The sequence below is a fragment of the Streptomyces sp. NPDC093018 genome (genome assembly GCF_040684035.1).
Classification (GTDB): Bacteria; Actinomycetota; Actinomycetes; order Streptomycetales; family Streptomycetaceae; genus Streptomyces; species Streptomyces murinus.
On record NZ_JBFBFF010000020.1, the window covers coordinates 28,189 to 52,095 of the forward strand.

Here is a 23,907-nt window from a genome sequence, read left to right on the forward strand (position 1 = left end):
TAGCCTGCGGGGCGATGACCTCGAACGACGCCTCCCGTCCCGGCCCCGGTGCCGGTCGTCGGCGCGCGCTGGGGCGGGGACCGGGGGCACCGGTCCTCGAAGAGGCGCCCGAGACCCCCGGCGTCCCCGAGGCTCCCGAGATCCCCGAGGCCGTCGTACCGGAGGAGACTCCCGCACCCGAGGCCGCGGAGCCCGCGACCGAATCCGGCGAGACGCCCGACGGTGTCTTCAAGGTCCGCCTCGCCAACTTCGAGGGGCCCTTCGACCTGCTGCTCCAGCTGATCTCCAAGCACAAGCTGGATGTGACCGAGGTCGCGCTGTCCAAGGTCACCGACGAGTTCATGGCGCACATCCGCGCGATGGGACCCGACTGGGACCTGGACCAGACGACCGAGTTCCTCGTCGTGGCGGCCACGCTGCTCGATCTGAAGGCGGCCCGGCTGCTGCCCGCCGCCGAGGTGGAGGACGAGGGCGACCTGGCGCTGCTCGAAGCGCGCGACCTGCTGTTCGCGCGGCTGCTCCAGTACCGGGCGTACAAGCAGATCGCCGACATCTTCAACGCCCGGGTCGACGAGGAGGCCCGGCGCTACCCCCGTACCGTCGGCCTCGAACCCGAGCACGCCGAGCTGCTGCCCGAGGTCGTGATCAGCATCGGGCCCGAGGGCTTCGCGAAGCTCGCGGTCAAGGCGATGCAGCCCAGGCCCGAGCCGCGGGTCTACGTCGACCACATCCACGCCCCGCTGGTCAGCGTGCAGGAGCAGGCCGCCGTCGTGGTCACCCGGCTGCGCGAGCTGGGCGAGGCCAGCTTCCGGGTGCTGGTGGCGGACACCGATGACACGCTCACCGTGGTGGCCCGCTTCCTGGCGCTCCTGGAGCTGTACCGGGAGAAGGCCGTCGCCCTGGAGCAGGAGGCCGCCCTCGGGGAGCTGCTGGTGCGCTGGACCGGCGGGGACGGGGCGGCGGCGCCGATGGTCACCGACGAGTTCGACCGGCCGCCCGAGCGGCCCGGACCCGAGGAGGAGACGAAGCCGTGAGCGAGACCACCGAGACCATCGAGGCCCCGGCGGGTCCGGGCGACGTCGCGGGGCTGGACCTCAGGCCCGCCCTGGAGGCCGTCCTGATGGTCGTGGACGAGCCCGCGACCGAGGAGCACCTCGCCAGGATCCTGGAGCGGCCCCGGCGGCAGATCGCGGACGCGCTGCGGGCGCTGGCCGAGGAGTACACCGCGCAGGGCCGCGGCTTCGAGCTGCGCCAGGTCGCGGGCGGCTGGCGCTTCTACACCCGAGCCGCCTACGCGCCCGCCGTGGAGCGCCTCGTCCTGGACGGCCAGACGGCCCGGCTCACCCAGGCCGCGCTGGAGACCCTCGCGGTCGTCGCCTACCGCCAGCCGGTCAGCCGCAGCCGGGTCTCCGCCGTGCGCGGAGTGAACTGCGACGGCGTGATGCGCACCCTGCTCCAGCGCGGTCTGGTCGAGGAGGCGGGCGCGGAACCCGAAACAGGTGCGATCCTGTACAGGACGACGAACTACTTCCTGGAGCGGATGGGCCTGCGCGGCCTGGACGAGCTCCCGGAACTCGCGCCCTTCCTCCCGGAGGCGGAGGCGATCGAGGCCGAGACCCAGGAGGGAGTCCCGTCGTTCGACCCGGACGCGCCCGACGCGCCGGGTGCAGAGGACGCAGACGACTAAGACGGAACTTTGATGCGAAGCAGCGGCAGCGGCAAGAGTGGCGGACGCGGTAACTACCGCGGCGCCGGCAACAACCGGGACGAGCGGCAGGGGCAGGGCCGGCCCAGCAAGCCCCGCCCCGAGGAGCGCCGCTACGACGTGGGCCCCGGCGCGACCCAGGACGGCCCCAAGTCCGGGCGCGGTGGCGCGGCGCGCGGCGGCGCCAAGGGCGGCCCGCGGCGGCCCCAGCAGAGCGGCCGTACGGAGCCCTCGCGCTCGCGTGAGTACGAGACGCGGGCCGAGGAGCGCAACCGGGACCGGTACGCGGGCAAGAAGGACATCAAGCTCCCCAAGACCTTCCCGGGCGCCGAGCAGGAGGGCGAGCGGCTCCAGAAGGTGCTCGCGCGCGCGGGCTACGGCTCCCGGCGCGCCTGCGAGGAGCTGATCGAGCAGTGCCGCGTCGAGGTCAACGGCGAGATCGTCACCGAGCAGGGCAAGCGGGTCGACCCGGAGAAGGACGAGGTCAAGGTCGACGGCCTGACCGTGGCGACCCAGTCGTACCAGTTCTTCTCGCTGAACAAGCCCGCCGGTGTCGTCTCCACCATGGAGGACCCGGAGGGGCGCCAGTGCCTCGGCGACTACGTCACCAACCGTGAGACGCGGCTCTTCCACGTCGGGCGGCTGGACACCGAGACCGAGGGCGTCATCCTGCTCACCAACCACGGTGAGCTGGCGCACCGCCTGACCCATCCCAAGTACGGCGTGCAGAAGACGTACCTCGCGCACATCGTCGGCCCGATCCCGCGCGACCTCGGCAAGCGCCTGAAGGACGGCATCCAGCTGGAGGACGGCTACGCGCGCGCGGACCACTTCCGGGTGGTGGAGCAGACCGGCAAGAACTACCTGGTCGAGGTGACCCTGCACGAGGGCCGCAAGCACATCGTGCGGCGCATGCTCGCGGAGGCCGGGTTCCCGGTCGACAAGCTGGTGCGCACCTCGTTCGGCCCGATCACCCTGGGCGACCAGAAGTCCGGCTGGCTGCGGCGGCTGTCGAACACCGAGGTCGGCATGCTGATGAAGGAAGTCGAACTGTAGGCCGGGCTCCGAAAGCGCCTTGCGTCGATCATCATCCCCCTTTATTGTCACGGTGACGATAAAGGGGGATGATGTACATGTCCAAGCGGCCCGCGACCGGCTCGCTCCTCGGCCTCGCCCTAGGGGACGCGCTCGGCTTCCCGACCGAGTTCAACAAGGTGCCCGAGATCCTGGCCAAGTTCGGGCCCTGGCGCGAGATGCCGCTCGCGCGGCGCGCCTTCGTGTCCGACGACACCCAGATGACCCTCGCCCTCGGCCGGGGGCTGCGCACCGCCATGGAGCGCGGATATCTCGCGCCCGAGCGGCTGGAGCGGCCGGTGCGCGAGGAGTTCGTGGACTGGTACCACTCGCCGGACAACAACCGGGCGCCCGGCAACACCTGTCTGACCGCCTGCCGGCTGCTGGAGGCGGAGGGCCGCGCCTGGCAGGACGCCAGTCAGCTCGGCTCCAAGGGCTGCGGCGCCAATATGCGCGTCGCGCCGATCGGGCTCGCGCCCGGCCTGAGCGACGAACAGCGCGCCGGTGCGGCCCAGTTGCAGTCCGGGCTCACGCACGGCCACCCCACCGCGCTGGCCGCGTCCGATCTCACGGCCCGCGCGGTCCGCTTGCTCGCACGGGGCACCGAACCGGCGGCGCTCGTCGGGGAGTTGCGGGAGTACGCCCTCGCGCACCGGACCCGCTACGACGAGACATGGCTCGGCGATCTGTGGACCCGCTCCCAGGACCCGACGCCCGAGCACTTCGCCGCGCGCGGCTGGGACGAGTGCCTGGCGATCCTGGACCGGCTCCGGGAGGCCGTGCGGACCCACTCCCCGGAGGACGATCCATGCCTGGCCACCGGGGAGGGCTGGATCGCCGAGGAGGCGTTCGCGACCGGGCTGCTGTGCTTCCTGCTCTTCCCCGACGAGCCGCTGACCGCCCTGCGCCGGGCCGCCTGCACCGCCGGTGACTCCGACTCCATCGCCTGTCTGACCGGCGCCTTCGCGGGCGCGCGGCTCGGTGTGGACGCCTGGCCCGCGGACTGGGTCGAGCGGATCGAGTACCGGGAAGATCTGTTGGCGCTCGGCGCACTCTGGGACGCTTAGGCCCATGATCGACAACCTCGACATAGACCTCGCGCCCGTGGTCGCCGAACAGCCCGACCCGCTGCTGTTCGCCACCGTCTCCGGGGCCCATCTGTACGGCTTCCCCTCGCAGGACTCGGACGTGGACCTCCGAGGCGTCCATCTGCTGCCCGCCGCGGATCTCCTGGGCCTGCGCGAGCCGGAGGAGACCCGGTCGAAGACATGGGTGCGGTACGGCGCGGAGCTGGACCTCGTGACGCACGACCTGCGCAAGTTCGTACGGCTGATGCTGCGCCGCAACGGCTATGTGCTGGAGCAGCTGCTGTCCCCGCTGGTCGTGCACACCACCGACGCGCACCGCGAGCTGTCCGCGCTCGCCCCGGGCGTGCTCACCAGCCATCACGCCCACCACTACCGGGGGTTCGCGGTGACCCAGTGGCGGCTGTTCGAGAAGACGGGCGAACTCAAGCCGCTGCTCTACACGTTCCGTGTGCTGCTGACCGGCATCCATCTCATGCGCACCGGCGAGGTGCAGCCCCATCTGCCCACGCTGGTGCGGGAGTTGGACGCACCCGCCTATATCCCGGAACTGATCGCCGCCAAGGCCGCCCAGGAACACGGCACCTTCCCCGGCCTCGACCAGCCCCGCATCGCCGACGACGTGGAACGCCTGCACACCACCCTCGACGAGGCCCAGACCGCATCGTCCCTGCCGGACACGGCGACCGGTCATGAGGCGCTGCATGACTTCGTGGTGCGGGTGAGGCTGGGCGGCTGAGGAGGGCAGGGCGGGGTCGGCTCCGGTGCGGCCGGGTGGCTGAGTTGTCGGGGGCAGGTCGGCCCTGAACCGGCTCCGCGAGGGCGGGCGGGGTGAATGCCCGTGCGGGTGGGCCGTGTGTGCGCCCGGCTCATGGGGAGGGTGCGCCGTCCGCCCGTGCGGGAGTCCTTCGAGCGGGGCGCCGGCCGACCGGGCCCGGGCGCCGTGTGCGGCCGCCGGGCGGGGCCGGTCGTGCGCTGTCCGCACCTCCCGTACGGGCGTCCCTGCGCGAGTCGCCGGGTGAACCCGCGGGCTCGGACCCACACGGTCGGACGAGGTCTCGCGTCAGCCCCGGCCCTTCGGCGTCCGCTCCCTGACGCGCGAACCCACCAGGCGCCCGCTCCGAACCGCCCGGCGGTATGGTGCCGCGAATCGCCGGCCGGCCCTCGTCTACGGGCGCCGCCGCCCCGCCCCGCCCGCCGGCACGTTGCTCCGAGCCGGCCCACCCGCAGGCACCGGCACCCCGCCCCGATCCGCTCGCGGCACGCCGGGGTCTGTCCGTCCTCGGGCGGACCCGCCCACGGCCACCGACCCGCGCCGCCTCCGGAGCCGACGTCACCCGTCCGCCTCACCCCAGCGCCGAATCCCTGCGCGTGCGGAAAAGGAAGTCTGCCACCCGGGCATGGTCGGGTTCCGGGGGCAATGAGGTGTGGTGCAGGGCGGATTCCGTCTCCGCGGCCAGCCGGGTCATCCAGGATTCGACGGTCGTCCAGGGGACCTCGCCCCGTTTCACCGCCAGCAGCTGCTCGCGTCGGTCGCCCACGTCGAGGTGCAGCTCGCCGGTGCGCAGCAGATCGCGGCAGGACGCCAGCAGACGCAGCAGATGCATGGCGTGCTTCCAGCGCGGGGCGCCCGTCGTACGGACGTCGGCGTCCAGCTTCTTGCGCTGGCCGAGGGCGTAGCGGGTGAAGGTGTCGTACACCTTCACGGAGAGGAACGCCCGGCGCAGGGACAGCAGTTCGCGCCCGGTGTCGTCCAGGCGCTCCACCAGCGGGGAGTGCAGGCACTCCAGGATGTTCGGATTGCCGCGCAGCGCCAGCTCGCAGAACCGCTCCAGCTCCCAGGAGAACTGTTCCTCGCCCGGCCCCTCCACATGCGCCGGCGGCTTCTCGAACCGCCAGAACAGGGCGGTGGGCGCGAGATACACGCCCCGCCGGTCGGTGTCGCTCGCGTCCGTGGCCAGACCGAAGGCCCGGGACCCCATGACGCAGGCATAGATGGTGTGGTCGCGTACCAGGTCCTCGGGCTGCATGCCGGGAGCCTACGTGGCCCCTCAGCTCAGCTGGATGGAGTTTCCGTCGACCTTGATCGGGCGCTCGGCCAGCGGCTTCGTCGCGGGTCCGTCGGCCACCGAACCGTCCTCGATCTTGAACCGGCTGCCGTGGCACGGGCAGTCGATGGTGCCGTTCTGCACCCGGCTCACCGTGCAGCCCATATGCGTACAGACCGCCGAGAACGCCTTGTACTGACCCTTCGCCGGCTGCGTCACCACGATCTTCTGCGCGTCGAAGACCTTGCCCCCGCCCTCGGGGATGTCGCTCGTGCTCGCGAGTTTCTTCGCGTCCGCCGCCGCGGAGGTGCCCGCGCCGGTCGGGGTCGCCGCCGTGGGACTCGCCGCCGTGGGGCTCGTCGGCGAGGGGCTGTCCGTGCCGTCGGCGGCCGCGCTCGTGTCGCCGTTGTTGCCGCCACAGCCGGTCGCGAGCGCCGCCGCGCCCGTCGCGATCACCATGCGCCGCGTCGCGCCCTGGGTCATGTCACCACTCCGTACAGATGTCGGGATGCGGATACCGATACCGGTTTCTGGAAGAAAGCATGGGAAATGTGCGAAACCGGACGGCCTGTATCGTCTCAGTGATCGGGCGCCGCGCGCCGTGCCCACGCGGGCTGACTAGGCTGGACGGTCGAGCACGACAACACCTGTCAGCACCTGTCAGCTAGGAGCAGCACCGTGGCGGTACGAGCGGTCCGGGGGGCCGTCCAACTGGAGCGGGACGAGGCCGGGCACATGGACGAGCAGGTCGGCGCCCTGCTCACCGCCCTCCTGGAGCGGAACGGACTGACCGCGGACGATCTGATCAGCATCTGGTTCACCGCCACCCCCGATCTGCACAGCGACTTCCCGGCGGCCGCCGCCCGGGGGCTCGGCATCAGCGATGTGCCCCTGATCTGCGCCCAGGAACTGGACATCGCCGGGGCCATGCCCCGGGTCGTCCGGATCCTCGCCCATGTCGAGTCGGACCGTCCGCGCGCCGACATCGCCCACGTCTACCTCGGCGCCGCGGCCGCCCTGCGCAAGGACATCGCCCAGTGAGAACCGCACTCGTCATCGGCACCGGCCTGATCGGCACCTCCGCCGCCCTGGCCCTGACGCAGCGCGGCGTCACCGTGCACCTCGCCGACCACGACCCGGAACAGGCCCGTACCGCCGCCGCGCTCGGCGCCGGCACCGACGCGGCCCCCGAGGGACCCGTCGACCTGGTGATCGTCGCCGCCCCGCCCGCCCATGTGGCCGGACTCCTCGCCGACGCCATGCGCCGGGGACTGGCCCGCGGCTACCTCGACGTGGCCAGCGTCAAGGGCGGACCGCGCCGGGAGCTGGAGGCGCTCGGCCTGGACCTCGGCGCCTACCTCGGCACCCATCCGATGTCCGGCCGGGAGAAGTCGGGCCCGCTGGCCGCGACCGGCGATCTCTTCGAGGGCCGGCCCTGGGTGCTCACCCCCACCCGGGACACCGACACCGAGGTGCTCAACCTCGCCCTGGAACTGGTCTCGCACTGCCGTGCCGTCCCCGTCGTCATGGACGCCGACGCCCATGACCGCGCCGTCGCCCTCGTCTCCCACATGCCCCACCTGGTCTCCAGCATGGTCGCCGCCCGTCTGGAACACGCCGACGAGGCCGCCGTACGACTGTGCGGACAGGGCATCCGGGACGTGACCCGGATCGCCGCCTCCGACCCGCGCATGTGGATCGACATCCTCTCCGCCAACCCGGGCCCGGTCGCCGACCTGCTCGCCGACGTCGCCGCCGACCTGGACGAGACCGTGGGCGCCCTGCGCGCCCTCCAGTCCTCGGACGAGGACAAGCGGCGCGCCGGCAGCACCGGCATCGAGGCCGTGCTGCGCCGCGGCAACGCGGGCCAGGTACGGGTGCCCGGCAAGCACGGCAGCGCGCCGCGGGCCTACGAGACCGTGGTCGTGCTCATCGACGACCAGCCCGGCCAGCTGGCGCGCATCTTCGCCGACGCGGGCCGCGCCGGGGTCAACATCGAGGACGTGCGCATCGAGCACGCCACCGGACAGCAGGCAGGGCTGGTGCAGCTCTCCGTCGAACCGGGGGCCGTGCCGGTGCTCGCCGGCGCGCTGCGCGAGCGGGGCTGGGCACTGCGGCAGTAGCCCGGCGAGGGCGGGCGGGGGACCGGGCGGGGTCCGGCGGTGGTATGCGTCCGGACGAGTGACCCACACCCAGTAACCTTGTGCGGGGCGCTCTCGCTCCCCGACCCCGCCAGCACACCGCACCAGGAAGGTGTCCCCCCGTGGAAAACGGCGCCGCCCCGACCGCCAAGCCCGTGATCGTCGCGATCGACGGTCCCTCCGGCACGGGCAAGTCGAGCACGTCGAAGGCCGTGGCCGCCCAGCTCGGCCTGAGCTACCTGGACACCGGCGCCCAGTACCGGGCGATCACCTGGTGGATGGTGCACAACGGCATCGACCTGGCGGACCCGACCGCCGTCGCCGCCGTGGCGGGCAAGCCCGAGATCGTCTCCGGCACCGACCCGGCCGCCCCGACCATCACGGTCGACGGCGTGGACGTGGCCGCCCCGATCCGCACCCAGGAGGTCACCTCCAAGGTCAGCGCGGTCAGCGCGGTGCCCGAGGTGCGCACCCGGATCACCGAGCTCCAGCGCTCGCTGGCCACCGGCGCCGAGCGGGGCATCGTGGTCGAGGGCCGGGACATCGGTACGACGGTGCTGCCGGACGCCGACCTCAAGGTCTTCCTCACCGCCTCCCCGGAGGCCCGCGCCGCCCGCCGCAGCGGTGAGCTGAAGGGCGCCGATCTGCACGCCACCCGCGAGGCGCTGGTCAAGCGCGACGCCGCCGACTCCAGCCGCAAGACCTCCCCGCTCGCCAAGGCCGACGACGCGGTCGAGGTGGACACCACCGAGCTCACCCTCGCCCAGGTCATCGAGTGCGTCGTCACCCTGGTCGAGGAGAAGCGGGCAGGGAAGTGAGCCTGCCCTCCGCGAGACGGGAAGCGAGCCTGCCCTCCGAGAAGGGCGCCGAGGTCGGCCGGCGCATCGGCGTCGGCCTGATGTACGGGCTGTGGCGGCCGCGGGTGCTCGGCGCCTGGAAGGTGCCCGCGAGCGGTCCGGTGATCCTCGCCGTCAACCACTCCCACAACATCGACGGCCCCATGGTCATGGGTGTGGCGCCCCGGCCGACGCACTTCCTGATCAAGAAGGAGGCGTTCATCGGCCCGCTGGGCGCCTTCCTGACCGGCATCGGCCAGCTGAAGGTGGACCGCACCGCCGCCGACCGCGCCGCCATCACCCAGGCCCTCGACCTGCTGGCGGCCGGGGGAGTGCTGGGCATCTTCCCGGAGGGCACCCGGGGCGAGGGCGACTTCGCCTCGCTGCGCGCGGGCCTCGCCTACTTCGCGGTCCGCAGCGGGGCGCCGGTCGTGCCGGTGGCCGTCATGGGAAGCTCGGACCGGCCGGGACGGTTGATAAAGGCGCTGCCCCCGGTGCGCTCGCGCGTGGACGTCGTCTTCGGAGACCCGTTCGATGCGGGCGACCGCTCCGGGCGGCGTACGCGCCGGGCGCTGGACGAGGCGACCGAGCGCATCCAGAAGCAGCTCACCGCCCACCTGGAAAACGCCAGGCGCCTCACCGGGCGCTAGGCGACACTTGAGTAGTGGATCAGCCCACTGAGGGATAAGCCCACCAGGGCCTGTTCCACCGATCACCACGATGAACAACGAGGTACGGACTTCATGAACGACGACATCCAGCCCGACGGCTCGGCCGCGCACGAGCACGAGCACGGAGCTCTCGGCGACGCCGAGTACGCGCAGTTCATGGAGCTCGCCGCGGTCGAGGGCTTCGACATCGAGGACGTCGAGGGCGCCATCGAGGAGGCGGGTCACGGCCCGCTGCCCGTGCTCGCCGTCGTCGGCCGCCCGAATGTCGGCAAGTCGACCCTGGTCAACCGGATCATCGGCCGCCGCGAGGCGGTCGTCGAGGACAAGCCCGGCGTCACCCGCGACCGTGTCACCTACGAGGCCGAGTGGGCGGGCCGCCGCTTCAAGGTGGTCGACACCGGCGGCTGGGAGCAGGACGTCCTCGGCATCGACGCCTCCGTGGCCGCCCAGGCCGAGTACGCGATCGAGGCCGCCGACGCGGTGGTCTTCGTGGTCGACGCCAAGGTCGGCGCCACCGACACCGACGAGGCGGTCGTACGACTGCTGCGCAAGGCCGGCAAGCCGGTGGTGCTGTGCGCCAACAAGGTCGACGGCCAGAGCGGCGAGGCCGACGCCTCGTACCTGTGGAGCCTGGGCCTCGGCGAGCCCCACCCCGTCTCCGCGCTGCACGGCCGCGGCACCGGCGACATGCTGGACGCCGTCCTGGAGGCGCTGCCCGAGGCGCCCACGCAGTCCTTCGGCACCGCCATCGGCGGCCCCCGCCGCATCGCGCTCATCGGCCGCCCGAACGTCGGCAAGTCCTCCCTCCTGAACAAGGTCGCGGGCGAGGAGCGCGTCGTCGTCAACGAGATGGCGGGCACCACCCGCGACCCGGTCGACGAGATGATCGAACTGGGCGGCGTCACCTGGAAGTTCGTGGACACCGCGGGCATCCGCAAGCGTGTCCACCTCCAGCAGGGCGCCGACTACTACGCCTCGCTGCGCACCGCCGCCGCGGTGGAGAAGGCCGAGGTCGCGGTCATCCTGATCGACGCCTCGGAGAACATCTCCGTGCAGGACCAGCGGATCGTCACCATGGCCGTGGAGGCGGGCCGTGCGGTGGTCGTCGCCTTCAACAAGTGGGACACGCTGGACGAGGAGCGCCGCTACTACCTGGAGCGGGAGATCGAGACCGAGCTGGCCCAGATCGCCTGGGCGCCCCGGGTGAACGTGTCGGCGCGTACCGGCCGCCACATGGAGAAGCTGGTCCCGGCCATCGAGACCGCCCTCGCCGGCTGGGAGACCCGCGTCCCCACCGGCCGGCTCAACGCCTTCCTGGGCGAGCTGGTCGCGGCCCACCCGCACCCGGTCCGGGGCGGCAAGCAGCCGCGCATCCTCTTCGGCACCCAGGCCGGCACCAAGCCCCCGCGCTTCGTGCTCTTCGCCTCCGGCTTCATCGAGGCGGGCTACCGGCGCTTCATCGAGCGCCGGCTGCGCGAGGAGTTCGGCTTCGAGGGCACCCCGATCCATATCTCGGTGCGGGTGCGCGAGAAGCGCGGCACGAAGAAGAAGTAACCGCCGTACGACGCGAAGGGCGGCCCCTGTCCGACAGGGGCCGCCCTTTCGTGTGCTGGTGTCACGCGCCGCGGCGCGGTCCTGGAGGCAGCGCGGCGGGCACATGGTGCATCCCGGTGTCCTGCTGCGGCCGCCCGATGGTGCCGACGCGCTGCCACTGCGACTGCTGGCGGGCGCTGTAGGCCCCCGCGCTGTAGGCGCTGTACGAGCTGCTGAACGAGCCCGCCCGATGGCCGCCGTACGACCACCCGGTGCGGTCCGGCAGGCCGAAGGGGACGAACCTCATCCCCTCCTCGCCGCTGCGGTCGCCCGGCAGCGTGCGGAACGCCTTGACCCACTCCGAGGCGAGCATGTCGAAGATCGGCGTGGCCGAGGCACCACCCGCCCCTTCGTGCCCCGTCCGGGCGGACGGAACGGAGGAGAACGAGGACCGTCGGGGCGAAGTGTCGTATGCGTGCACGTATGTCCAAACGACAGCGCGCGAGAAGAGATGCGGTTTCGCAACCTTCCTTTGGCCGCGGCTCCTTGAGCGCGCGGGCTCAGGTGCCCGCGAGGGGGAGTGCCGCCGCGACCAGCCTGCCGTAGGCCGCCGCCTTGTCGAGCGAGTCGCGCAGCAGGTCCTCGCGCGGCTGGCGGCCGATGGAGCCCACCGGTGCGGCGAACATCAGCACCTGCTGGTGCTTGTTGGCCGCGGCCCGCCAGCCGTCGGTGACCTGGAGCGGCTGATGGGCCTGCCACCAGGCGACCGGGTGGCCGCCGGGCGGGCCCGGCTGGAGGACCGCGTGCAGCTGGCCGACCGCCAGCAGCACCGACCAGCCGTGCAGCACCGGCGGGACGGCGGCCAGCTCGGCCACCGGCATGAAGCCCTGCTCGATGAGGAGCGGCAGGAAGTCGTCCCCGGGCCCGAGGGTGCCGGGGCGCACGATGGGCGAGGTGGGCTCGACCACCAGGGCGGGGTGCAACTCGCCCTCGATCAGGACGAGTCCGCTGGTCACACCGAGCACGGCCTGCTCGGGCGCGGGCCGCTGCGGCTCGCCGCCCTCGGCCTGTGCGCCGATGGAGCGGACGGCGCCCTGCAACTGCTCCTCGGTGACCTGGACGACCTGCGAGGGCAGGCAGCTGGCGTGGGCGAAGGCGAGGACCGCGGTCTCCTCGCCGACGAAGAGAACGGTGCTGGTGCGCTCCTGCTCGGAGTCGCCCGGGGTGCGGCAGGACGTGCAGTCGTAACTGCCCGGGGCGTTCTCTCCGGCGAGCAGCCGGTCGGCTTCTTCGTCGCCGATCTCGGCGCGTACGGCGTCACTGACGTCGAGCATGCGCGGCACGGGTGGCTCCCTTGGGATGCGAGCGGGACCGGTCGGGTGGCTCCCGGCCGATGAGCCCCAGGGTTCCGGGCTCATGAAGAAGACAACGGGCGTCCTGTGGTGGGGGTCACGCATGGCGGAGCATCGGTTCGAATCAACCGTCACAGCCGATCACCCTGGGTGCGGAATCGGCCACTCATCGTCAACTCCGTGCCGGGTCAAGCTACTTGAACGGGTGAAGTGGGTCACAGAGAGTCGCCGGGCAGGGGCGAAAAATCAGTAAATCAGCGTATGTAGTGGGTGGCCGGAAATCGCCGATACCGGCGGTAACTGCCAACTGGCCTGGCACGACGGTCATGTGGTTGATGTCCGGCACACGCTTTCCCTACATTCCTCCGCCGTGTGCAACGAGCACCGCTCGGGTTCGTCCGTCACCCGGCACCGGCAACGCGTCACCGCCGGCACCGGAGGCACGGACGGGGCGGGCGCGAGGAACCGCGGTCCTGCGCGGCGAGACGCGCTCCGCCCGGGGGAACCCGGGTTTTTGGAGAGGGAGTTACATGTCCGAGTGTGCCGATACCAGCCGTACCACCACCCGTTGCGACAGCGCGCGCAGCGGCCGCACGACGGCCGTACTCGCCGGCGCCGCGCTGCTGGCCCCGCTGGGGCTGCTGGCCGCGACCGGCAACGCCGCCGCCGCGGACAACGGGGTGTGGGACCGCATCGCCCAGTGCGAGAGCGGCGGCAACTGGCACATCAACACCGGCAACGGCTACTACGGAGGACTCCAGTTCTCCGCCCACACCTGGAGCGCGTACGGCGGTGGCGCCTACGCCTCGACCGCCGACCGGGCCTCCAGGAGCGCGCAGATCGCCGTCGCGGCACGGGTCCAGCGAGCCCAGGGCTGGGGCGCCTGGCCGGTCTGCTCCGGCCGCGCGGGAGCGCTGGGCTCCGCCCCCTCACAGGTTGACCTCGACAAGGGCAGCACGACGAAGAAGTCGGCGCCGTCCAGGACACCGAGGACCTCGAGCACCCCGAAGATCTCGAAGGCACCGAGCGCATCGCGGCACCCGTCCGGCCACACCGCCCCCCGGGGCGCCGGCGGCTACACCGTCCGTGCGGGCGACACCCTGTCCGGGATCGCCGCGCGGCAGGGCATGAACTGGCACCGCCTGTACGCGGCCAACAAGTCCGTCATCGGCAACGATCCCGACCTCATCGTGCCCGGAACCCAGCTGGCCCTCTGAGCCACGCTCAGTCCCGTGCGCGACGGCCCCTCGGCTCCGGCCGAGGGGCCTGTGCCGCGTACGCCGGGTGATGCAGATCGAACGCCGGCGACTCCGAGCGGATCCTCGGCAGCGTCACGAAGTTGTGCCGCGGCGGGGGACAGGACGTCGCCCACTCCAGGGAACGGCCGTAGCCCCAGGGGTCGTCGGTGTCGACCTTCTCGCCGCAACGGGCCGTCTTCCAGACGTTGTAGAGGAAGGGGAGCGTGGAGAGGCCGAGGAGGAACGCGCCGATGGAGGACACGGTGTTGAGCGCCGTGAAGCCGTCCGCCGCCAGATAGTCGGCGTACCGGCGCGGCATCCCCTCCGCCCCCAGCCAGTGCTGCACCAGGAACGTCGTGTGGAAGCCGACGAACAGCGTCCAGAACTGGATCTTCCCCAGCCGCTCGTCCAGCATCTTCCCGGTGAACTTCGGCCACCAGAAGGCGAACCCGCCGAACACCGCGAAGACGACTGTGCCGAAGACGACGTAGTGGAAGTGCGCGACCACGAAGTACGAGTCCGTGACATGGAAGTCCATCGGCGGCGACGCGAGGATCACCCCGGTCAGCCCGCCGAACAGGAACGTCACGAGGAAGCCCAGTGCCCACAGCATCGGCGTCTCGAAGGACAGCGAGCCGTGGATCATCGTGCCGGTCCAGTTGAAGAACTTCACCCCGGTCGGCACCGCGATCAGGAACGACATGAAGGAGAAGAACGGCAGCAGCACCGCGCCCGTCGCGAACATGTGGTGCGCCCACACCACGATCGACAGGCCGGTGATCGCCATCGTCGCGCCGATCAGCGTCAGATACCCGAAGATCGGCTTGCGGCTGAAGACCGGGATGATCTCCGTGACGATCCCGAAGAACGGCAGCGCGATGATGTAGACCTCGGGGTGCCCGAAGAACCAGAACAGGTGCTGCCACAGCAGTGCCCCGCCGTTCGCCGCCTCGAACACCTGCGCACCGAACCGCCGGTCCGCCTCCAGCACCAGCAGCGCCGCCGCCAGCACCGGGAACGCCAGCAGGATCAGGATCGAGGTGAACAGGGCGTTCCAGGTGAAGATCGGCATCCGGAACATCGTCATGCCCGGCGCGCGCATGCAGATGATCGTGACGATGAAGTTGACCGCGCCGAGGATCGTCCCGAACCCGGCCAGCGCGAGCCCCATGATCCACAGATCGGGGCCGACCCCGGGGGAGTGCGTCGCGTCGTTGAGCGGCGCGTAGGCGAACCAGCCGTAGTCGGCGGGCCCGTCCGGCGAGAGCAGGGACCCCAGCACGATCAGCCCGCCGAACAGGAAGAACCAGTACGACAGCATGTTCAGCCGGGGGAAGGCCACGTCCGGGGCGCCGATCTGGAGCGGCATCAGCTCATTGGCGAACCCCGCGAAGCTCGGCGTCGCGAACAGCAGCAGCATGATCGTGCCGTGCAGGGTGAACAGCTGGTCGTATCGCTCCGCGCTCATCAGCTGGAGCCCCGGCCGGGCGAGTTCGGCCCGCATCAGCAGCGCCATCACCCCGGCGGCCAGGAAGAAGCCGAAGCCGGTGATCAGATACAGATGGCCGATCTTCTTGTGGTCCGTGGTGGTGAGCCAGTCCACCACCACCCGGCCCGCCCGCGGCCGGTCGCGCACCGGTCCCGGCGTCGCGTGCGCGGTCTCGGTCCCCATCGCTCGCCCCTTCGCGTCGTCGCGCCCCGGGCCCGCACCGGCGGTCCGCCGAGACCGGCGGGCCGGGTACCCGCGAGCGACCGCGGCATGCGCACCCCACACCGGCATGTGCGGAATCCGTGAAATTTCCTATGCGGGGTCAGCTCCCGTGGCATAGCGCGGGATTCCGCCGGGGAATCATGCTTCCGGGGCCCGTCCCGATCCTCACCACGGCACTTTCCGCCGGGTAATTCGAGGGGGCGGCACGACACGCGGGAATTCCGTTCGAATCCTCCGGTGGGCGGTACGGAAACCCCCGATCGTGTGAGGAAGTTCGACCGAAACGAGACACCGGAAGCTGTGACAGAAGTGTGACGGGAGTCTGGTCCTGCTCTTACCCTGCCGCGCCCGGCTTCCGTCACCGCGGGTGGCGCCCTAGCGTGGCCGTATGGCACCGATTCCCACTCCGCCAGCGGAGCCCCAGGACAGTCCGGACGGGTACGTCGGCCTCGACGCCGAGCAGGCGGAGCGGCGCGCCCGGGAGCGCGGCTGGGCGACCGTGCGCGCGCTGCCGCCGGGCGCGATCATCACCATGGAGTACCGGGTGGGGCGGCTCAACTTCGAGGTGCGCGAGGGCCGGGTGGCCCGCGCCTGGAAGGGCTGACCGGCCTCGCCGCGATCGCGGAAGCGCGAAGGCCCCGCTCCCGGGCAGGGAGCGGGGCCTTCGTCGTGGCGTGGGGCCGGTGTGCGTACCGGGGGCCCGTGAGCCGGGTCCTCAGCCGCCCGTCAGGGGGCGGGCCGGGGAGGTGCCGCGCGGGGCACGGTCGGCGCCGGGCGGGCGGCGGGGGCCCGCCGGGGTGACCGGGCTGCGCTCCGAACGGGCCGTGTGCGGGCTGGGCGCGAGGTGTGCCAGGCCCCGGGAGGCGCGGGTCGAGGAGACCGGCTCGCGGGCCGGCGCGGACTGCTCGGCCGAGGTGCCGCGCGGCCCGGTGAGCACCACCGGGGCGACGGGGACGACCGGTTCGGACACCGGCCGGGTGCGCCGGGCGCGCCAGCGGTCGCGCAGGTCGAACAGCCACATCTCGGTACGTGCGATCAGCGTCTCGAACCAGGGCAGGGCGAGCAGGATCAGCAGACCGGCGGCCCAGCCGAGGAGCACATCGCTGAGCCAGTGCGTACCGAGGTAGACGGTGGTGAGGCCGACGCCGAGCGACGTGATCGCGGAGACGGCCGAGAGCCAGCGGCGGGCGCGGGGGGTGGAGGCCAGATAGGCCAGGATGCCCCAGGTGACCACCGCGTTGGCGGTGTGGCCGCTGGGAAATATATCGCCGCCCCTGACCATCTCGTTCGAGCCGATCACGGTCGCGTAGTGCGGACCGAGCCGCCCCATGCCGTACTTGGCGGCGCCGACCGTGATGTTCAGCAGCAGCAGCGAGGTGGCGAGGGTGAGCAGCGGGCGGAGCGTGTGCTGCCGCCAGGAGCGCCAGCCCAGCCAGGCCGCGACCATCACCGCGGTGGGGCCGCGCTGGCCGAGCACCACGTAGTAGTCGAGGAAGGCGTGGATCTGCGGCCACTGCTGGTACGGCCGGAAGAACATGACCTGCCAGTCGAGCCGGACGAGCCAGGAGGTGGTCACCACGGCCCACACGATCGCCAGGTAGAAGGCGAGGGTCGCCGAGAACAGCACGACCCGGTGCCGGCTCATCACCGGCACATCGATATGGGCCGGCCGTTCCGGCTCGCGGTCCAGCCTGGCGAACACCCGGTCCAGACGCCGGGTGAGGTTCCGTTCGGTACGCACCCAATCGACGTTACAGCGAGTGAGCTGTGGTCCCGGTCGAAACAGCGTCTTTGTGATGACGATGTGATGTGGGAAACCTCTCAAGGGCGGCCGAATTTCACAGGATTCCGCAATCCGGTGGAGCCGTCCTCTGTAATTCCTTTGATCATGCCGGGTGTTGTTTATATGGCACTTATAAATGCGTTGACCCGGTCCTGGGTCGCAATTCCCCGGGGCGTCATCGGACCTCCGGAGTGGATCATGGGGGCCCCGAGCCGTTCAGCCAGAAGGCCCCGTACACCGCGGAGACGATCGCCAACCCCACCGTGACCAGGGCGGATCGGGAGGTCCGCAGCCGGGCGAGCGCGGCGGCGAGCGGGAAGAGCACCGGGAAGGCGGGCAGCAGCAGCCGGGGCTTGGAGCCGAAGTAGCTCGACGCGCACAGCGCGAGCGCGAGCACCACGCCGGTGTACACGAGCAGTTCGAGCGGCTGGCCCCGGCGGACGCCGGTGACGTACAGCCAGAGCAGCAGCGCGACGCCCGCGATCAGGCCGACGCCCGCGAGCGCGGCGGGCAGCGAGGTGAACTTCTCGGCCACGAAGCGTGCGAAGGCGTACCCGCCGTCGAAGCCGTTGCGCCATCCGGCCTGGACGTCCAGATAGCCGAGCGGGCCCTCGCCGGTGCGCCGGCCCACCCAGAGGACGTAACCGGCCGCGCCGAGCGGAGCGAGCAACACGCCGAGAAGGCGGCGGACGGCGGAGTGCGCGGGGGCGTGTGTCGAGGACCGCGCGCCGTCCGAACGCGCCGCGCTTCGGTCCCGCACGAACGAGACCGCGGCCGCGACCCACACCGCCGCCACCACCGCGCCGCCCACCGGCCGGGTCAGCCCCGCGAGCGCCGCGAGCAGCCCCGCGCCCACCCACCGCCCGGTCAGCAGCGCGTACAGCGCCCAGGCCGCCAGCGCCGTGAACAGCGACTCGCTGTACGCCATCGACTGCACGGCCGCGACCGGCAGCACCGCCCACAGCAGTACCGCGCAGACCCCGACCCGGGCGCCGTACACATGCTCGGCCACCGCGAAGATCCCCGCCGCCGCGGCCAGCGAGGCCACCAGGCTCACCACGAGCCCCGCGTGCGCGTACGACAGCGGGGTGAGCGCGTGCAGCAGCCGCTCCAGCCAGGGCAGCAGCGGGAAGAACGCCAGGTTCGAGTGGACGTCGCCGTTCGGCAGCCGCACCTGGTAGCCGTAGCCCAGTTCGGCGACCCGGGTGTACCAGAGGGAGTCCCAGCGCCCCGTCAGCAGCGTCAGCGCGCTCGTGCCGCGCGCGGCGCTCCACACTGCCAGCACCACCAGGCCCAGGGCACGGACCGCCGCGTACGCCAGCACGGCCGGCACCGCCCGGCGCAGCAGCGGGACGGCGGACGGGGCGGCGGGCGGGGCGTGGGCCGCGGCCACGCCGGTCCTGAGATCGGTCACGGGCTCGATTATCGACCGGACGGGGGAACGCGCCGGCCGCCGGGGAGCGGCCGGGCCGGTACGGCGCGGCGCCCGGCCGGTACGACGTGGCGCACCCCACAGGGGTCGCCGTCCCGGGGTGAGAGGTCCGCCACGCGGGGGCGGGACGGACTCGCGTAGGCTGACGAGCCATTCCCGTGGGTTCAGCGGGGTCCGGGAACACCGCTTCTTCCCGGCCGTACGACAAAGGGAGAGCCTGTCGCTCCGCCCCGCACGAGGGAACATCTGGGAGGTACGTACATGTCCGGGACGACCACGGCCGCGCTCCGGCCGCGCCGTCGGACGGCCGGGCCCGGTGCCAACCGCTGGGTCGTCCTCGTCGTCCTCTGCGTCAGCCTGCTGCTCGTCGCCCTCGACGCGACCGTGCTGCATGTGGCCGTCCCCGCGGTCAGCGAGGACCTGCGGCCCAGCGCCATCCAGCTGCTCTGGATCGTCGACGTCTACCCGCTGGTCTGCGCCGCGCTGCTGATCCTCTTCGGCACCCTCGGCGACCGCGTCGGACGCAGACGTGTGCTCCTGCTCGGCTACGGCCTGTTCGGCGTGGCCTCCGCGGTGGCGGCCTGCGCGCACTCCGCCGAGGTGCTGATCCTCGCCCGCGCCCTGCTCGGTGTCGGCGGCGCCATGATCATGCCCGCCACCCTGTCGATCCTGCGCCAGGTCTTCCCCGACCGGCGTGAGCGCGCCCTCGCCATCGGCGTGTGGAGCGCGGTCGCCGCGGTCGGCGCGGCGGTCGGACCGCTGCTCGGCGGGTTCCTGCTGGAGCACTTCTGGTGGGGCTCGGTCTTTCTGATCAACATCCCGCTGATGCTGATCAGCCTCCCCGTGGGGCGGCTGCTGCTGCCCGAGTCCCGCGGCGGGACCGACGGCCCCTGGGACGTGACCGGCGCGCTGATGGCGGCCGCGGGCCTGTTCGGCGTCGTCCTCGGCGTGAAGCGGCTCGGCGGCGGCGAGGACCCCACGGGCCCGTTCACCCTGCTGCCGCTGCTGGTCGGCGCGGCCCTCGTGATCCTCTTCGTACGACGCCAGCGACGGCTGCCGCATCCGCTGGTGGACCTGTGCATGTTCCGCAGGCCCGCCTTCAGCACCTCGGTGGGCTGCATCGTGCTGGCCATGCTCGCGCTGGTCGGCCTGGAGCTGATCGCCGCGCAGTATCTGCAACTGGTGCTCGGCCTGTCCCCGCTCGCCACCGGGCTGCGGCTGCTGCCGCTGACCGTGGCGGCGATGGCGGCCGGTCTGCTGGGCGCCCGCGTGCTGCGCCGGTTCGGGCCGCGCCGGATGGTGTGCACCGGCTTCTGTCTGACGGCGGCCGCGGTGCTGACCCTGACCGCGATGGGCACCGCCGACAACTCCCCGCTGCTGCTGTCCGGCTTCGTGCTGCTCGGCTTCGGCCTGGAGACCACGCTGTTCGGCGCCTACGAGTCGATGCTCAGCGAGGCCCCCGCGGACCGGGCCGGCGGGGCGGCGGCGATCGGCGAGACGTCGTACCAGCTCGGCGCGGGCATCGGTATCGCGCTGCTCGGCAGTGTGATGAACGCCGCCTATACGCCCCGGCTGCACACGGTCCCCGGGGTCTCCGCCCCGGACGCGACCGCCGCCGGGCACTCGCTGGGCGAGGCGTACGACGTCGCCGACCGGCTCGGCGGTCCCACCGGGGCGGTGCTGCGCCGGGTGGCGCGGGACTCCTTCGTGCACGGGCTGCATCTGACCCTGCTGGTGAGCGCGGGCCTGCTGCTGCTGGGCGCGGTGATGGCGCTGCGACTGCCGCGGATCATGCAGTGCGGCGCGGAGACCGAGACCGGTGCGGAGACCGGGACCCGCGCGGCGGCCGGGACCGGCGCGGAGCCGGAGACTGGCGCGGCGACCGGGGCCGCCGGGGAAGCGGAGGCCGCACCGGGGGCCGGGGACGCGGACGCCGACCAGCCCGCCTCCGGGCCGGGCGTCGCCGGGGTGCCCTCCCCGCGTGTCTCCGGGAAGCCGCGCACCGCCGGGAAGCCCCAGCTCCCCGAGAAGCCGCGGGTCTCCGCCTGACCCCTCTGGACGTGCGGGACACTGCGCCGTAACGTCGGCCGCACAGCCGTAACTAGCGCTGCTAGTTTTCAGTATCCGGAGGGTGTCCCATGTCCGCGAAGCTGCCCCCGTTCGTCGCCGCCGACCCGCTCGGGATCGACGATCTGCTGGACCCGGAGGACCTGGCGATCCGGGACACCGTCCGCGGCTGGGCGGCCGACCGGGTGCTGCCGTACGTCGCCGACTGGTACGAGAAGGGCGAGCTGCCCCAGATCCGGGAGCTCGCCCGGGAGCTGGGCGGCATCGGCGCCCTCGGGATGTCCCTCACCGGGTACGGCTGCGCGGGCGCGTCGGCCGTGCAGTACGGACTGGCCTGCCTGGAGCTGGAGGCGGCCGACTCCGGGATCCGCTCGCTGGTCTCCGTGCAGGGCTCCCTCGCCATGTACGCGATCCACCGCTTCGGCAGCGAGGAGCAGAAGCGGGAGTGGCTGCCGCGGATGGCGGCCGGCGAGGTGATCGGCTGCTTCGGCCTGACCGAGCCGGACCACGGCTCCGACCCCGCCTCGATGCGCACGCACGCCAAGAAGGACGGCGACGGCTGGGTGCTCAACGGGCGCAAGATGTGGATCACCAATGGCTCGGTCGCCGGGGTCGCCGTCGTCTGGGCGCAGACCGAGGAGGGCATCCGCGGCTTCGTCGTACCGACCGGCACGCCCGGTTTCTCGGCGCCCGAGATCAAGCACAAGTGGTCCCTGCGCGCCTCCGTCACCAGTGAACTCGTCCTGGACGACGTGCGGTTGCCCGCGAGCGCGGCGCTGCCGGACGTCATCGGGCTGCGTGGCCCGCTGAGCTGTCTCTCGCACGCCCGCTACGGCATCGTGTGGGGCGCGATGGGCGCGGCGCGCAGCAGCTTCGAGTCGGCCGTGGAGTACGCGAAGACCCGTGAGCAGTTCGGGCGGCCCATCGGCGGCTTCCAGCTCACCCAGGCCAAGCTCGCCGACATGGCGGTCGAGCTGCACAAGGGGATTCTGCTCGCCCACCATCTGGGGCGGCGGATGGACGCGGGCCGGCTGCGCCCGGAACAGGTCAGCTTCGGCAAGCTGAACAACGTCCGCGAGGCCATCGAGATCTGCCGTACGGCGCGGACGATCCTCGGTGCCAACGGGATCTCCCTCGAATACCCCGTGATGCGGCACGCGACCAACCTCGAATCGGTGCTCACCTACGAGGGCACCGTCGAGATGCACCAGCTGGTGCTGGGCAAGGCGCTCACCGGGCTCGACGCGTTCCGGTGAGCCACCGGATGGGGCGGGGCCGGTGAGCGGCCCCGCCTCAGCTCTGGTTGAAGAAGCCGTCCGTGCGGTGCGCGGACGCGTCACCGCTGATGATCTCCGTGTCGGCCGGGGTCAGCAGGAACACCCGCGTGGAGACCCGGTCGATGGAACCGCGCAGACCGAAGATCAGCCCCGCCGCGAAGTCCACGACCCGCTTGGCGTCGCCGGGCTCCATGCCGGTGAGGTTCATGATGACCGGGACCCCGTCCCGGAACAGCTCGCCGATGGCACGGGCGTCCCGGAAGCTGTCCGGGGTGACCGTGGCGATCCGCCGGCTCTTCTCCTCGGCCTTGTCCGCGGCCACCTGGACCCGCGGGTCGGTCACCCAGGCGTCCCCGGACGTGGTGCCCTCGGAGTAGTCGTCGTCGTAGTAGCGCTCGTCATCGTTGTCGTCGACGAGGCCGAGCCACGCACTCGCCTTGCGTACCGATCCCATGGACGCCTCCTCTCACAGCGGTCTCTCGTGCTTTGCGCACCTTCCCCTATGGTCATCCATGATGCTGACAACGCGCCAAGTGGATAGTCGCCGCACGGGGGGTTTGTGACGGTACTGGTGCACAGCCGATCCGTCGAGACTCCTTGTCTCCCAAGGGTTGTGACACGTACGGCTGCTGACTGTGAGTGAAATATGATGGTCGGCGGCGGATGGGTGACGCTCGGTGCGTCCGGGTGAAGCCATTGCCGCCTCAACACACGGGGGAAACGCTGTGTTCGGAATAGTCAGGCCCTGCTCGCATCGGCTCGGTGACCGCTTCAAGTCCGAGTGGATGGCTCATCTGTGCGGGCTCTGCCTCGCGTTGCGCCGCGACCATGGTCAGTTCGCACGTGTCGTCACCAACTATGACGGTTTGTTGATCTCTGTGTTGACGGAGGCTCAGCTCGGCCGGAGCGAGGGCGGACGGCGCCTGGCAGGGCCCTGTGCGCTGCGCGGGATGCGGTCGGCGTCCGTCGCCCAGGGCGAGGGCGCGCGGCTCGCGGCCGCCGTCTCCCTGGTGCTCGCCGCGGCGAAGGTCCGCGACCATGTCGCCGACCGGGACGGACTGCTGGCCCGCCGGCCCGTGGCCCTCGCCGCCCGCAAGGTCGCGGCGAGCTGGGGCCGGGCCGGGGCGGCGGGCGGGGCGGCGGTTGGCTTCGACACCGGTGTCCTGGTGGACGCCGTCGACCGGCAGGTCGGCATCGAGACCCTGGCCGGGCCGGGTACCCCGCTGCTGATCGTCACCGAGCCCACCGAGACGGCCACCGCCGCCGCGTTCGCGCACACCGCACGGCTGTCCGGCCGGCCGGGCAACGCGCCCCCGCTCGCCGAGGCGGGGCGGCTCTTCGGGCGGCTCGCGCATCTGCTGGACGCGGTGGAGGACCAGCAGGCCGACGCGGCAGCCGGCGCCTGGAACCCGCTCACCGCGACCGGCACCTCCCGCGCCGAGGCGCGGGGGCTCGCCGACGACGCGGTGCACGGCATCCGACTCGCCCTGAAGGACGCCGAGTTCAGCGACGGCGCGCTGGTCCATCTGCTGCTCGTGCACGAGCTGCGCCGCTCGGTCGACCGGGCGTTCGGCACGACGACCTGCGGACACACCGGTGCGGAGGGCGCGTTCGGGCCGCCGACCGGGCCGTACGCGCCGGGGAATCCGGGCAATCCGGGACCGCAGGGGCCGTATGTGCCGGGAGGCCCCTACGGCAACCCCTACGGCAGCCCTTACGGGGGCGGGCCGCAGGGCCCGGACAAGCGGGGTTTCTGGGCCGGCTGCGCCGCCGCCCTCGCCGTGTGCTGCACCTGCAAGGTGTGCTGCGCCGACGAGTTCGAGGGCCCGTGGTCGCGCAAGCGGCGCGACGGCTGCTGCGCCTCCTGCGACTGCAACTGCGACTGGTCGTGCTGCGAGGCCCTGGAGTGCTGCGAATGCTGCGAGTGCTGTGCCTGCGACTGCGGCTGCTGAGC

23 protein-coding genes are annotated in these 23,907 nt (G+C 72.0%); 15 read left to right on the forward strand and 8 right to left on the reverse strand.

The genetic code is table 11. The annotated features are described in order from the left end of the window. Window positions 1-14 precede the first annotated feature (14 nt). From AB0N90_RS32215 to AB0N90_RS32235, 5 genes are all read left to right on the forward strand, one after another. Window positions 15-1,034: a segregation/condensation protein A gene (locus tag AB0N90_RS32215; protein WP_365202529.1), complete on the forward strand. Its 1,020-nt coding sequence runs from the start codon at window positions 15-17 to the stop codon at window positions 1,032-1,034. 17 nt (window positions 1,035-1,051) lie between these two features. After that, complete coding sequence (gene scpB / locus AB0N90_RS32220) at window positions 1,052-1,687, forward strand: SMC-Scp complex subunit ScpB (protein WP_365202655.1); 636 nt, start codon at window positions 1,052-1,054, stop codon at window positions 1,685-1,687. 12 nt (window positions 1,688-1,699) lie between these two features. Beyond that, window positions 1,700-2,761, forward strand: a complete 1,062-nt coding sequence (locus tag AB0N90_RS32225) for a pseudouridine synthase (protein ID WP_361681438.1) — start codon at window positions 1,700-1,702, stop codon at window positions 2,759-2,761. 77 nt (window positions 2,762-2,838) lie between these two features. After that, entirely contained in the window at window positions 2,839-3,846 is a 1,008-nt protein-coding gene (locus tag AB0N90_RS32230) for an ADP-ribosylglycohydrolase family protein (protein WP_365202530.1), read from the forward strand. 4 nt (window positions 3,847-3,850) lie between these two features. Continuing rightward, window positions 3,851-4,603: a nucleotidyltransferase domain-containing protein gene (locus AB0N90_RS32235; RefSeq protein WP_365202532.1), complete on the forward strand. Its 753-nt coding sequence runs from the start codon at window positions 3,851-3,853 to the stop codon at window positions 4,601-4,603. A gap of 607 nt (window positions 4,604-5,210) precedes the next feature. On the opposite strand, the gene AB0N90_RS32240 is transcribed toward AB0N90_RS32235, so the two are convergent. Together AB0N90_RS32240 and AB0N90_RS32245 are read right to left on the reverse strand one after the other, a co-directional pair. After that, the gene (locus AB0N90_RS32240; protein ID WP_365202534.1) at window positions 5,211-5,894 is read right to left on the reverse strand and encodes a nucleotidyltransferase domain-containing protein; all 684 of its coding nucleotides are present in this window, start codon (window positions 5,892-5,894) and stop codon (window positions 5,211-5,213) included. Window positions 5,895-5,915: 21 nt separating this feature from the next. After that, window positions 5,916-6,395 carry a Rieske (2Fe-2S) protein gene (locus AB0N90_RS32245; RefSeq protein ID WP_361681427.1) on the reverse strand — a complete coding sequence of 160 codons (480 nt, stop codon included), beginning with the start codon at window positions 6,393-6,395 and terminating at the stop codon, window positions 5,916-5,918. A gap of 195 nt (window positions 6,396-6,590) precedes the next feature. On the opposite strand from AB0N90_RS32245, the gene aroH reads away from it, so the two are divergent. The 5 genes from aroH to der all read left to right on the forward strand — a co-directional run bounded on the left by aroH (window position 6,591) and on the right by der (window position 11,114). Beyond that, window positions 6,591-6,953 (forward strand): chorismate mutase, encoded by a 363-nt coding sequence (gene aroH / locus AB0N90_RS32250; protein ID WP_365202536.1) that lies wholly within the window; start codon window positions 6,591-6,593, stop codon window positions 6,951-6,953. Further along, window positions 6,950-8,035 carry a prephenate dehydrogenase gene (locus AB0N90_RS32255; RefSeq protein ID WP_365202538.1) on the forward strand — a complete coding sequence of 362 codons (1,086 nt, stop codon included), beginning with the start codon at window positions 6,950-6,952 and terminating at the stop codon, window positions 8,033-8,035. The genes aroH and AB0N90_RS32255 overlap by 4 nt, the downstream gene beginning before the upstream one ends. 140 nt (window positions 8,036-8,175) lie before the next feature. Next, on the forward strand, window positions 8,176-8,871 hold the full coding sequence (gene cmk / locus AB0N90_RS32260; protein ID WP_365202540.1) for a (d)CMP kinase: 696 nt from the start codon (window positions 8,176-8,178) through the stop codon (window positions 8,869-8,871). A gap of 80 nt (window positions 8,872-8,951) precedes the next feature. Further along, window positions 8,952-9,539, forward strand: a complete 588-nt coding sequence (locus AB0N90_RS32265; RefSeq protein WP_085568439.1) for a lysophospholipid acyltransferase family protein — start codon at window positions 8,952-8,954, stop codon at window positions 9,537-9,539. A 93-nt stretch (window positions 9,540-9,632) separates the two neighbouring features. Next, window positions 9,633-11,114, forward strand: coding sequence for a ribosome biogenesis GTPase Der (der, locus tag AB0N90_RS32270; protein WP_365202542.1), 1,482 nt, complete (start codon window positions 9,633-9,635; stop codon window positions 11,112-11,114). Window positions 11,115-11,175: 61 nt separating this feature from the next. Here der and AB0N90_RS32275 read toward each other — a convergent pair whose 3' ends face one another. Next, window positions 11,176-11,574, reverse strand: a complete 399-nt coding sequence (locus AB0N90_RS32275; RefSeq protein WP_037658256.1) for a hypothetical protein — start codon at window positions 11,572-11,574, stop codon at window positions 11,176-11,178. 79 nt (window positions 11,575-11,653) lie between these two features. After that, on the reverse strand, window positions 11,654-12,436 hold the full coding sequence (locus AB0N90_RS32280; RefSeq protein ID WP_361681415.1) for a hypothetical protein: 783 nt from the start codon (window positions 12,434-12,436) through the stop codon (window positions 11,654-11,656). Between the two features lie 539 nt (window positions 12,437-12,975). On the opposite strand from AB0N90_RS32280, the gene AB0N90_RS32285 reads away from it, so the two are divergent. Further along, window positions 12,976-13,662: a transglycosylase family protein gene (locus AB0N90_RS32285; RefSeq protein WP_365202544.1), complete on the forward strand. Its 687-nt coding sequence runs from the start codon at window positions 12,976-12,978 to the stop codon at window positions 13,660-13,662. Window positions 13,663-13,669: 7 nt separating this feature from the next. On the opposite strand, the gene ctaD is transcribed toward AB0N90_RS32285, so the two are convergent. Then, complete coding sequence (ctaD, locus tag AB0N90_RS32290) at window positions 13,670-15,355, reverse strand: cytochrome c oxidase subunit I (RefSeq protein ID WP_361681409.1); 1,686 nt, start codon at window positions 15,353-15,355, stop codon at window positions 13,670-13,672. Between the two features lie 427 nt (window positions 15,356-15,782). Between ctaD and AB0N90_RS32295 the strand changes: the two genes are divergently transcribed. Next, entirely contained in the window at window positions 15,783-15,998 is a 216-nt protein-coding gene (locus AB0N90_RS32295) for an I78 family peptidase inhibitor (protein ID WP_365202546.1), read from the forward strand. Window positions 15,999-16,109: 111 nt separating this feature from the next. Here AB0N90_RS32295 and AB0N90_RS32300 read toward each other — a convergent pair whose 3' ends face one another. Both AB0N90_RS32300 and AB0N90_RS32305 read right to left on the reverse strand, forming a co-directional pair. Beyond that, window positions 16,110-17,135, reverse strand: coding sequence for a phosphatase PAP2 family protein (locus tag AB0N90_RS32300; RefSeq protein WP_361681403.1), 1,026 nt, complete (start codon window positions 17,133-17,135; stop codon window positions 16,110-16,112). A gap of 238 nt (window positions 17,136-17,373) precedes the next feature. After that, complete coding sequence (locus tag AB0N90_RS32305) at window positions 17,374-18,570, reverse strand: glycosyltransferase family 39 protein (RefSeq protein ID WP_365202657.1); 1,197 nt, start codon at window positions 18,568-18,570, stop codon at window positions 17,374-17,376. A 300-nt stretch (window positions 18,571-18,870) separates the two neighbouring features. Between AB0N90_RS32305 and AB0N90_RS32310 the strand changes: the two genes are divergently transcribed. Beyond that, a complete protein-coding gene (locus AB0N90_RS32310; RefSeq protein ID WP_365202547.1) occupies window positions 18,871-20,658 on the forward strand; it encodes an MFS transporter in 1,788 nt (595 codons plus the stop codon). An 89-nt stretch (window positions 20,659-20,747) separates the two neighbouring features. Continuing rightward, window positions 20,748-21,932 carry an acyl-CoA dehydrogenase family protein gene (locus AB0N90_RS32315; RefSeq protein WP_365202549.1) on the forward strand — a complete coding sequence of 395 codons (1,185 nt, stop codon included), beginning with the start codon at window positions 20,748-20,750 and terminating at the stop codon, window positions 21,930-21,932. Window positions 21,933-21,969: 37 nt separating this feature from the next. Here AB0N90_RS32315 and AB0N90_RS32320 read toward each other — a convergent pair whose 3' ends face one another. Further along, complete coding sequence (locus AB0N90_RS32320) at window positions 21,970-22,407, reverse strand: cell division protein SepF (RefSeq protein WP_037658270.1); 438 nt, start codon at window positions 22,405-22,407, stop codon at window positions 21,970-21,972. Between the two features lie 271 nt (window positions 22,408-22,678). On the opposite strand from AB0N90_RS32320, the gene AB0N90_RS32325 reads away from it, so the two are divergent. After that, window positions 22,679-23,905 (forward strand): DUF5685 family protein, encoded by a 1,227-nt coding sequence (locus AB0N90_RS32325; RefSeq protein WP_365202551.1) that lies wholly within the window; start codon window positions 22,679-22,681, stop codon window positions 23,903-23,905. Window positions 23,906-23,907 lie beyond the last annotated feature (2 nt).

What these genes read in the sequence shown, in the direction of transcription:
- AB0N90_RS32265 (WP_085568439.1), top strand. Translation starts at nt 8,952, where the DNA reads ATGTACGGGCTGTGGCGGCCGCGGGTGCTCGGCGCCTGGAAGGTGCCC.
- AB0N90_RS32245 (WP_361681427.1), bottom strand. Translation starts at nt 6,395, where the DNA reads ATGACCCAGGGCGCGACGCGGCGCATGGTGATCGCGACGGGCGCGGCG.
- ctaD (WP_361681409.1), bottom strand. Translation starts at nt 15,355, where the DNA reads ATGGGGACCGAGACCGCGCACGCGACGCCGGGACCGGTGCGCGACCGG.
- AB0N90_RS32230 (WP_365202530.1), top strand. Translation starts at nt 2,839, where the DNA reads ATGTCCAAGCGGCCCGCGACCGGCTCGCTCCTCGGCCTCGCCCTAGGG.
- AB0N90_RS32215 (WP_365202529.1), top strand. Translation starts at nt 15, where the DNA reads ATGACCTCGAACGACGCCTCCCGTCCCGGCCCCGGTGCCGGTCGTCGG.
- AB0N90_RS32235 (WP_365202532.1), top strand. Translation starts at nt 3,851, where the DNA reads ATGATCGACAACCTCGACATAGACCTCGCGCCCGTGGTCGCCGAACAG.
- AB0N90_RS32310 (WP_365202547.1), top strand. Translation starts at nt 18,871, where the DNA reads ATGTCCGGGACGACCACGGCCGCGCTCCGGCCGCGCCGTCGGACGGCC.
- AB0N90_RS32225 (WP_361681438.1), top strand. Translation starts at nt 1,700, where the DNA reads ATGCGAAGCAGCGGCAGCGGCAAGAGTGGCGGACGCGGTAACTACCGC.
- AB0N90_RS32295 (WP_365202546.1), top strand. Translation starts at nt 15,783, where the DNA reads ATGGCACCGATTCCCACTCCGCCAGCGGAGCCCCAGGACAGTCCGGAC.
- AB0N90_RS32240 (WP_365202534.1), bottom strand. Translation starts at nt 5,894, where the DNA reads ATGCAGCCCGAGGACCTGGTACGCGACCACACCATCTATGCCTGCGTC.
- AB0N90_RS32320 (WP_037658270.1), bottom strand. Translation starts at nt 22,407, where the DNA reads ATGGGATCGGTACGCAAGGCGAGTGCGTGGCTCGGCCTCGTCGACGAC.
- AB0N90_RS32285 (WP_365202544.1), top strand. Translation starts at nt 12,976, where the DNA reads ATGTCCGAGTGTGCCGATACCAGCCGTACCACCACCCGTTGCGACAGC.
- der (WP_365202542.1), top strand. Translation starts at nt 9,633, where the DNA reads ATGAACGACGACATCCAGCCCGACGGCTCGGCCGCGCACGAGCACGAG.
- AB0N90_RS32315 (WP_365202549.1), top strand. Translation starts at nt 20,748, where the DNA reads ATGTCCGCGAAGCTGCCCCCGTTCGTCGCCGCCGACCCGCTCGGGATC.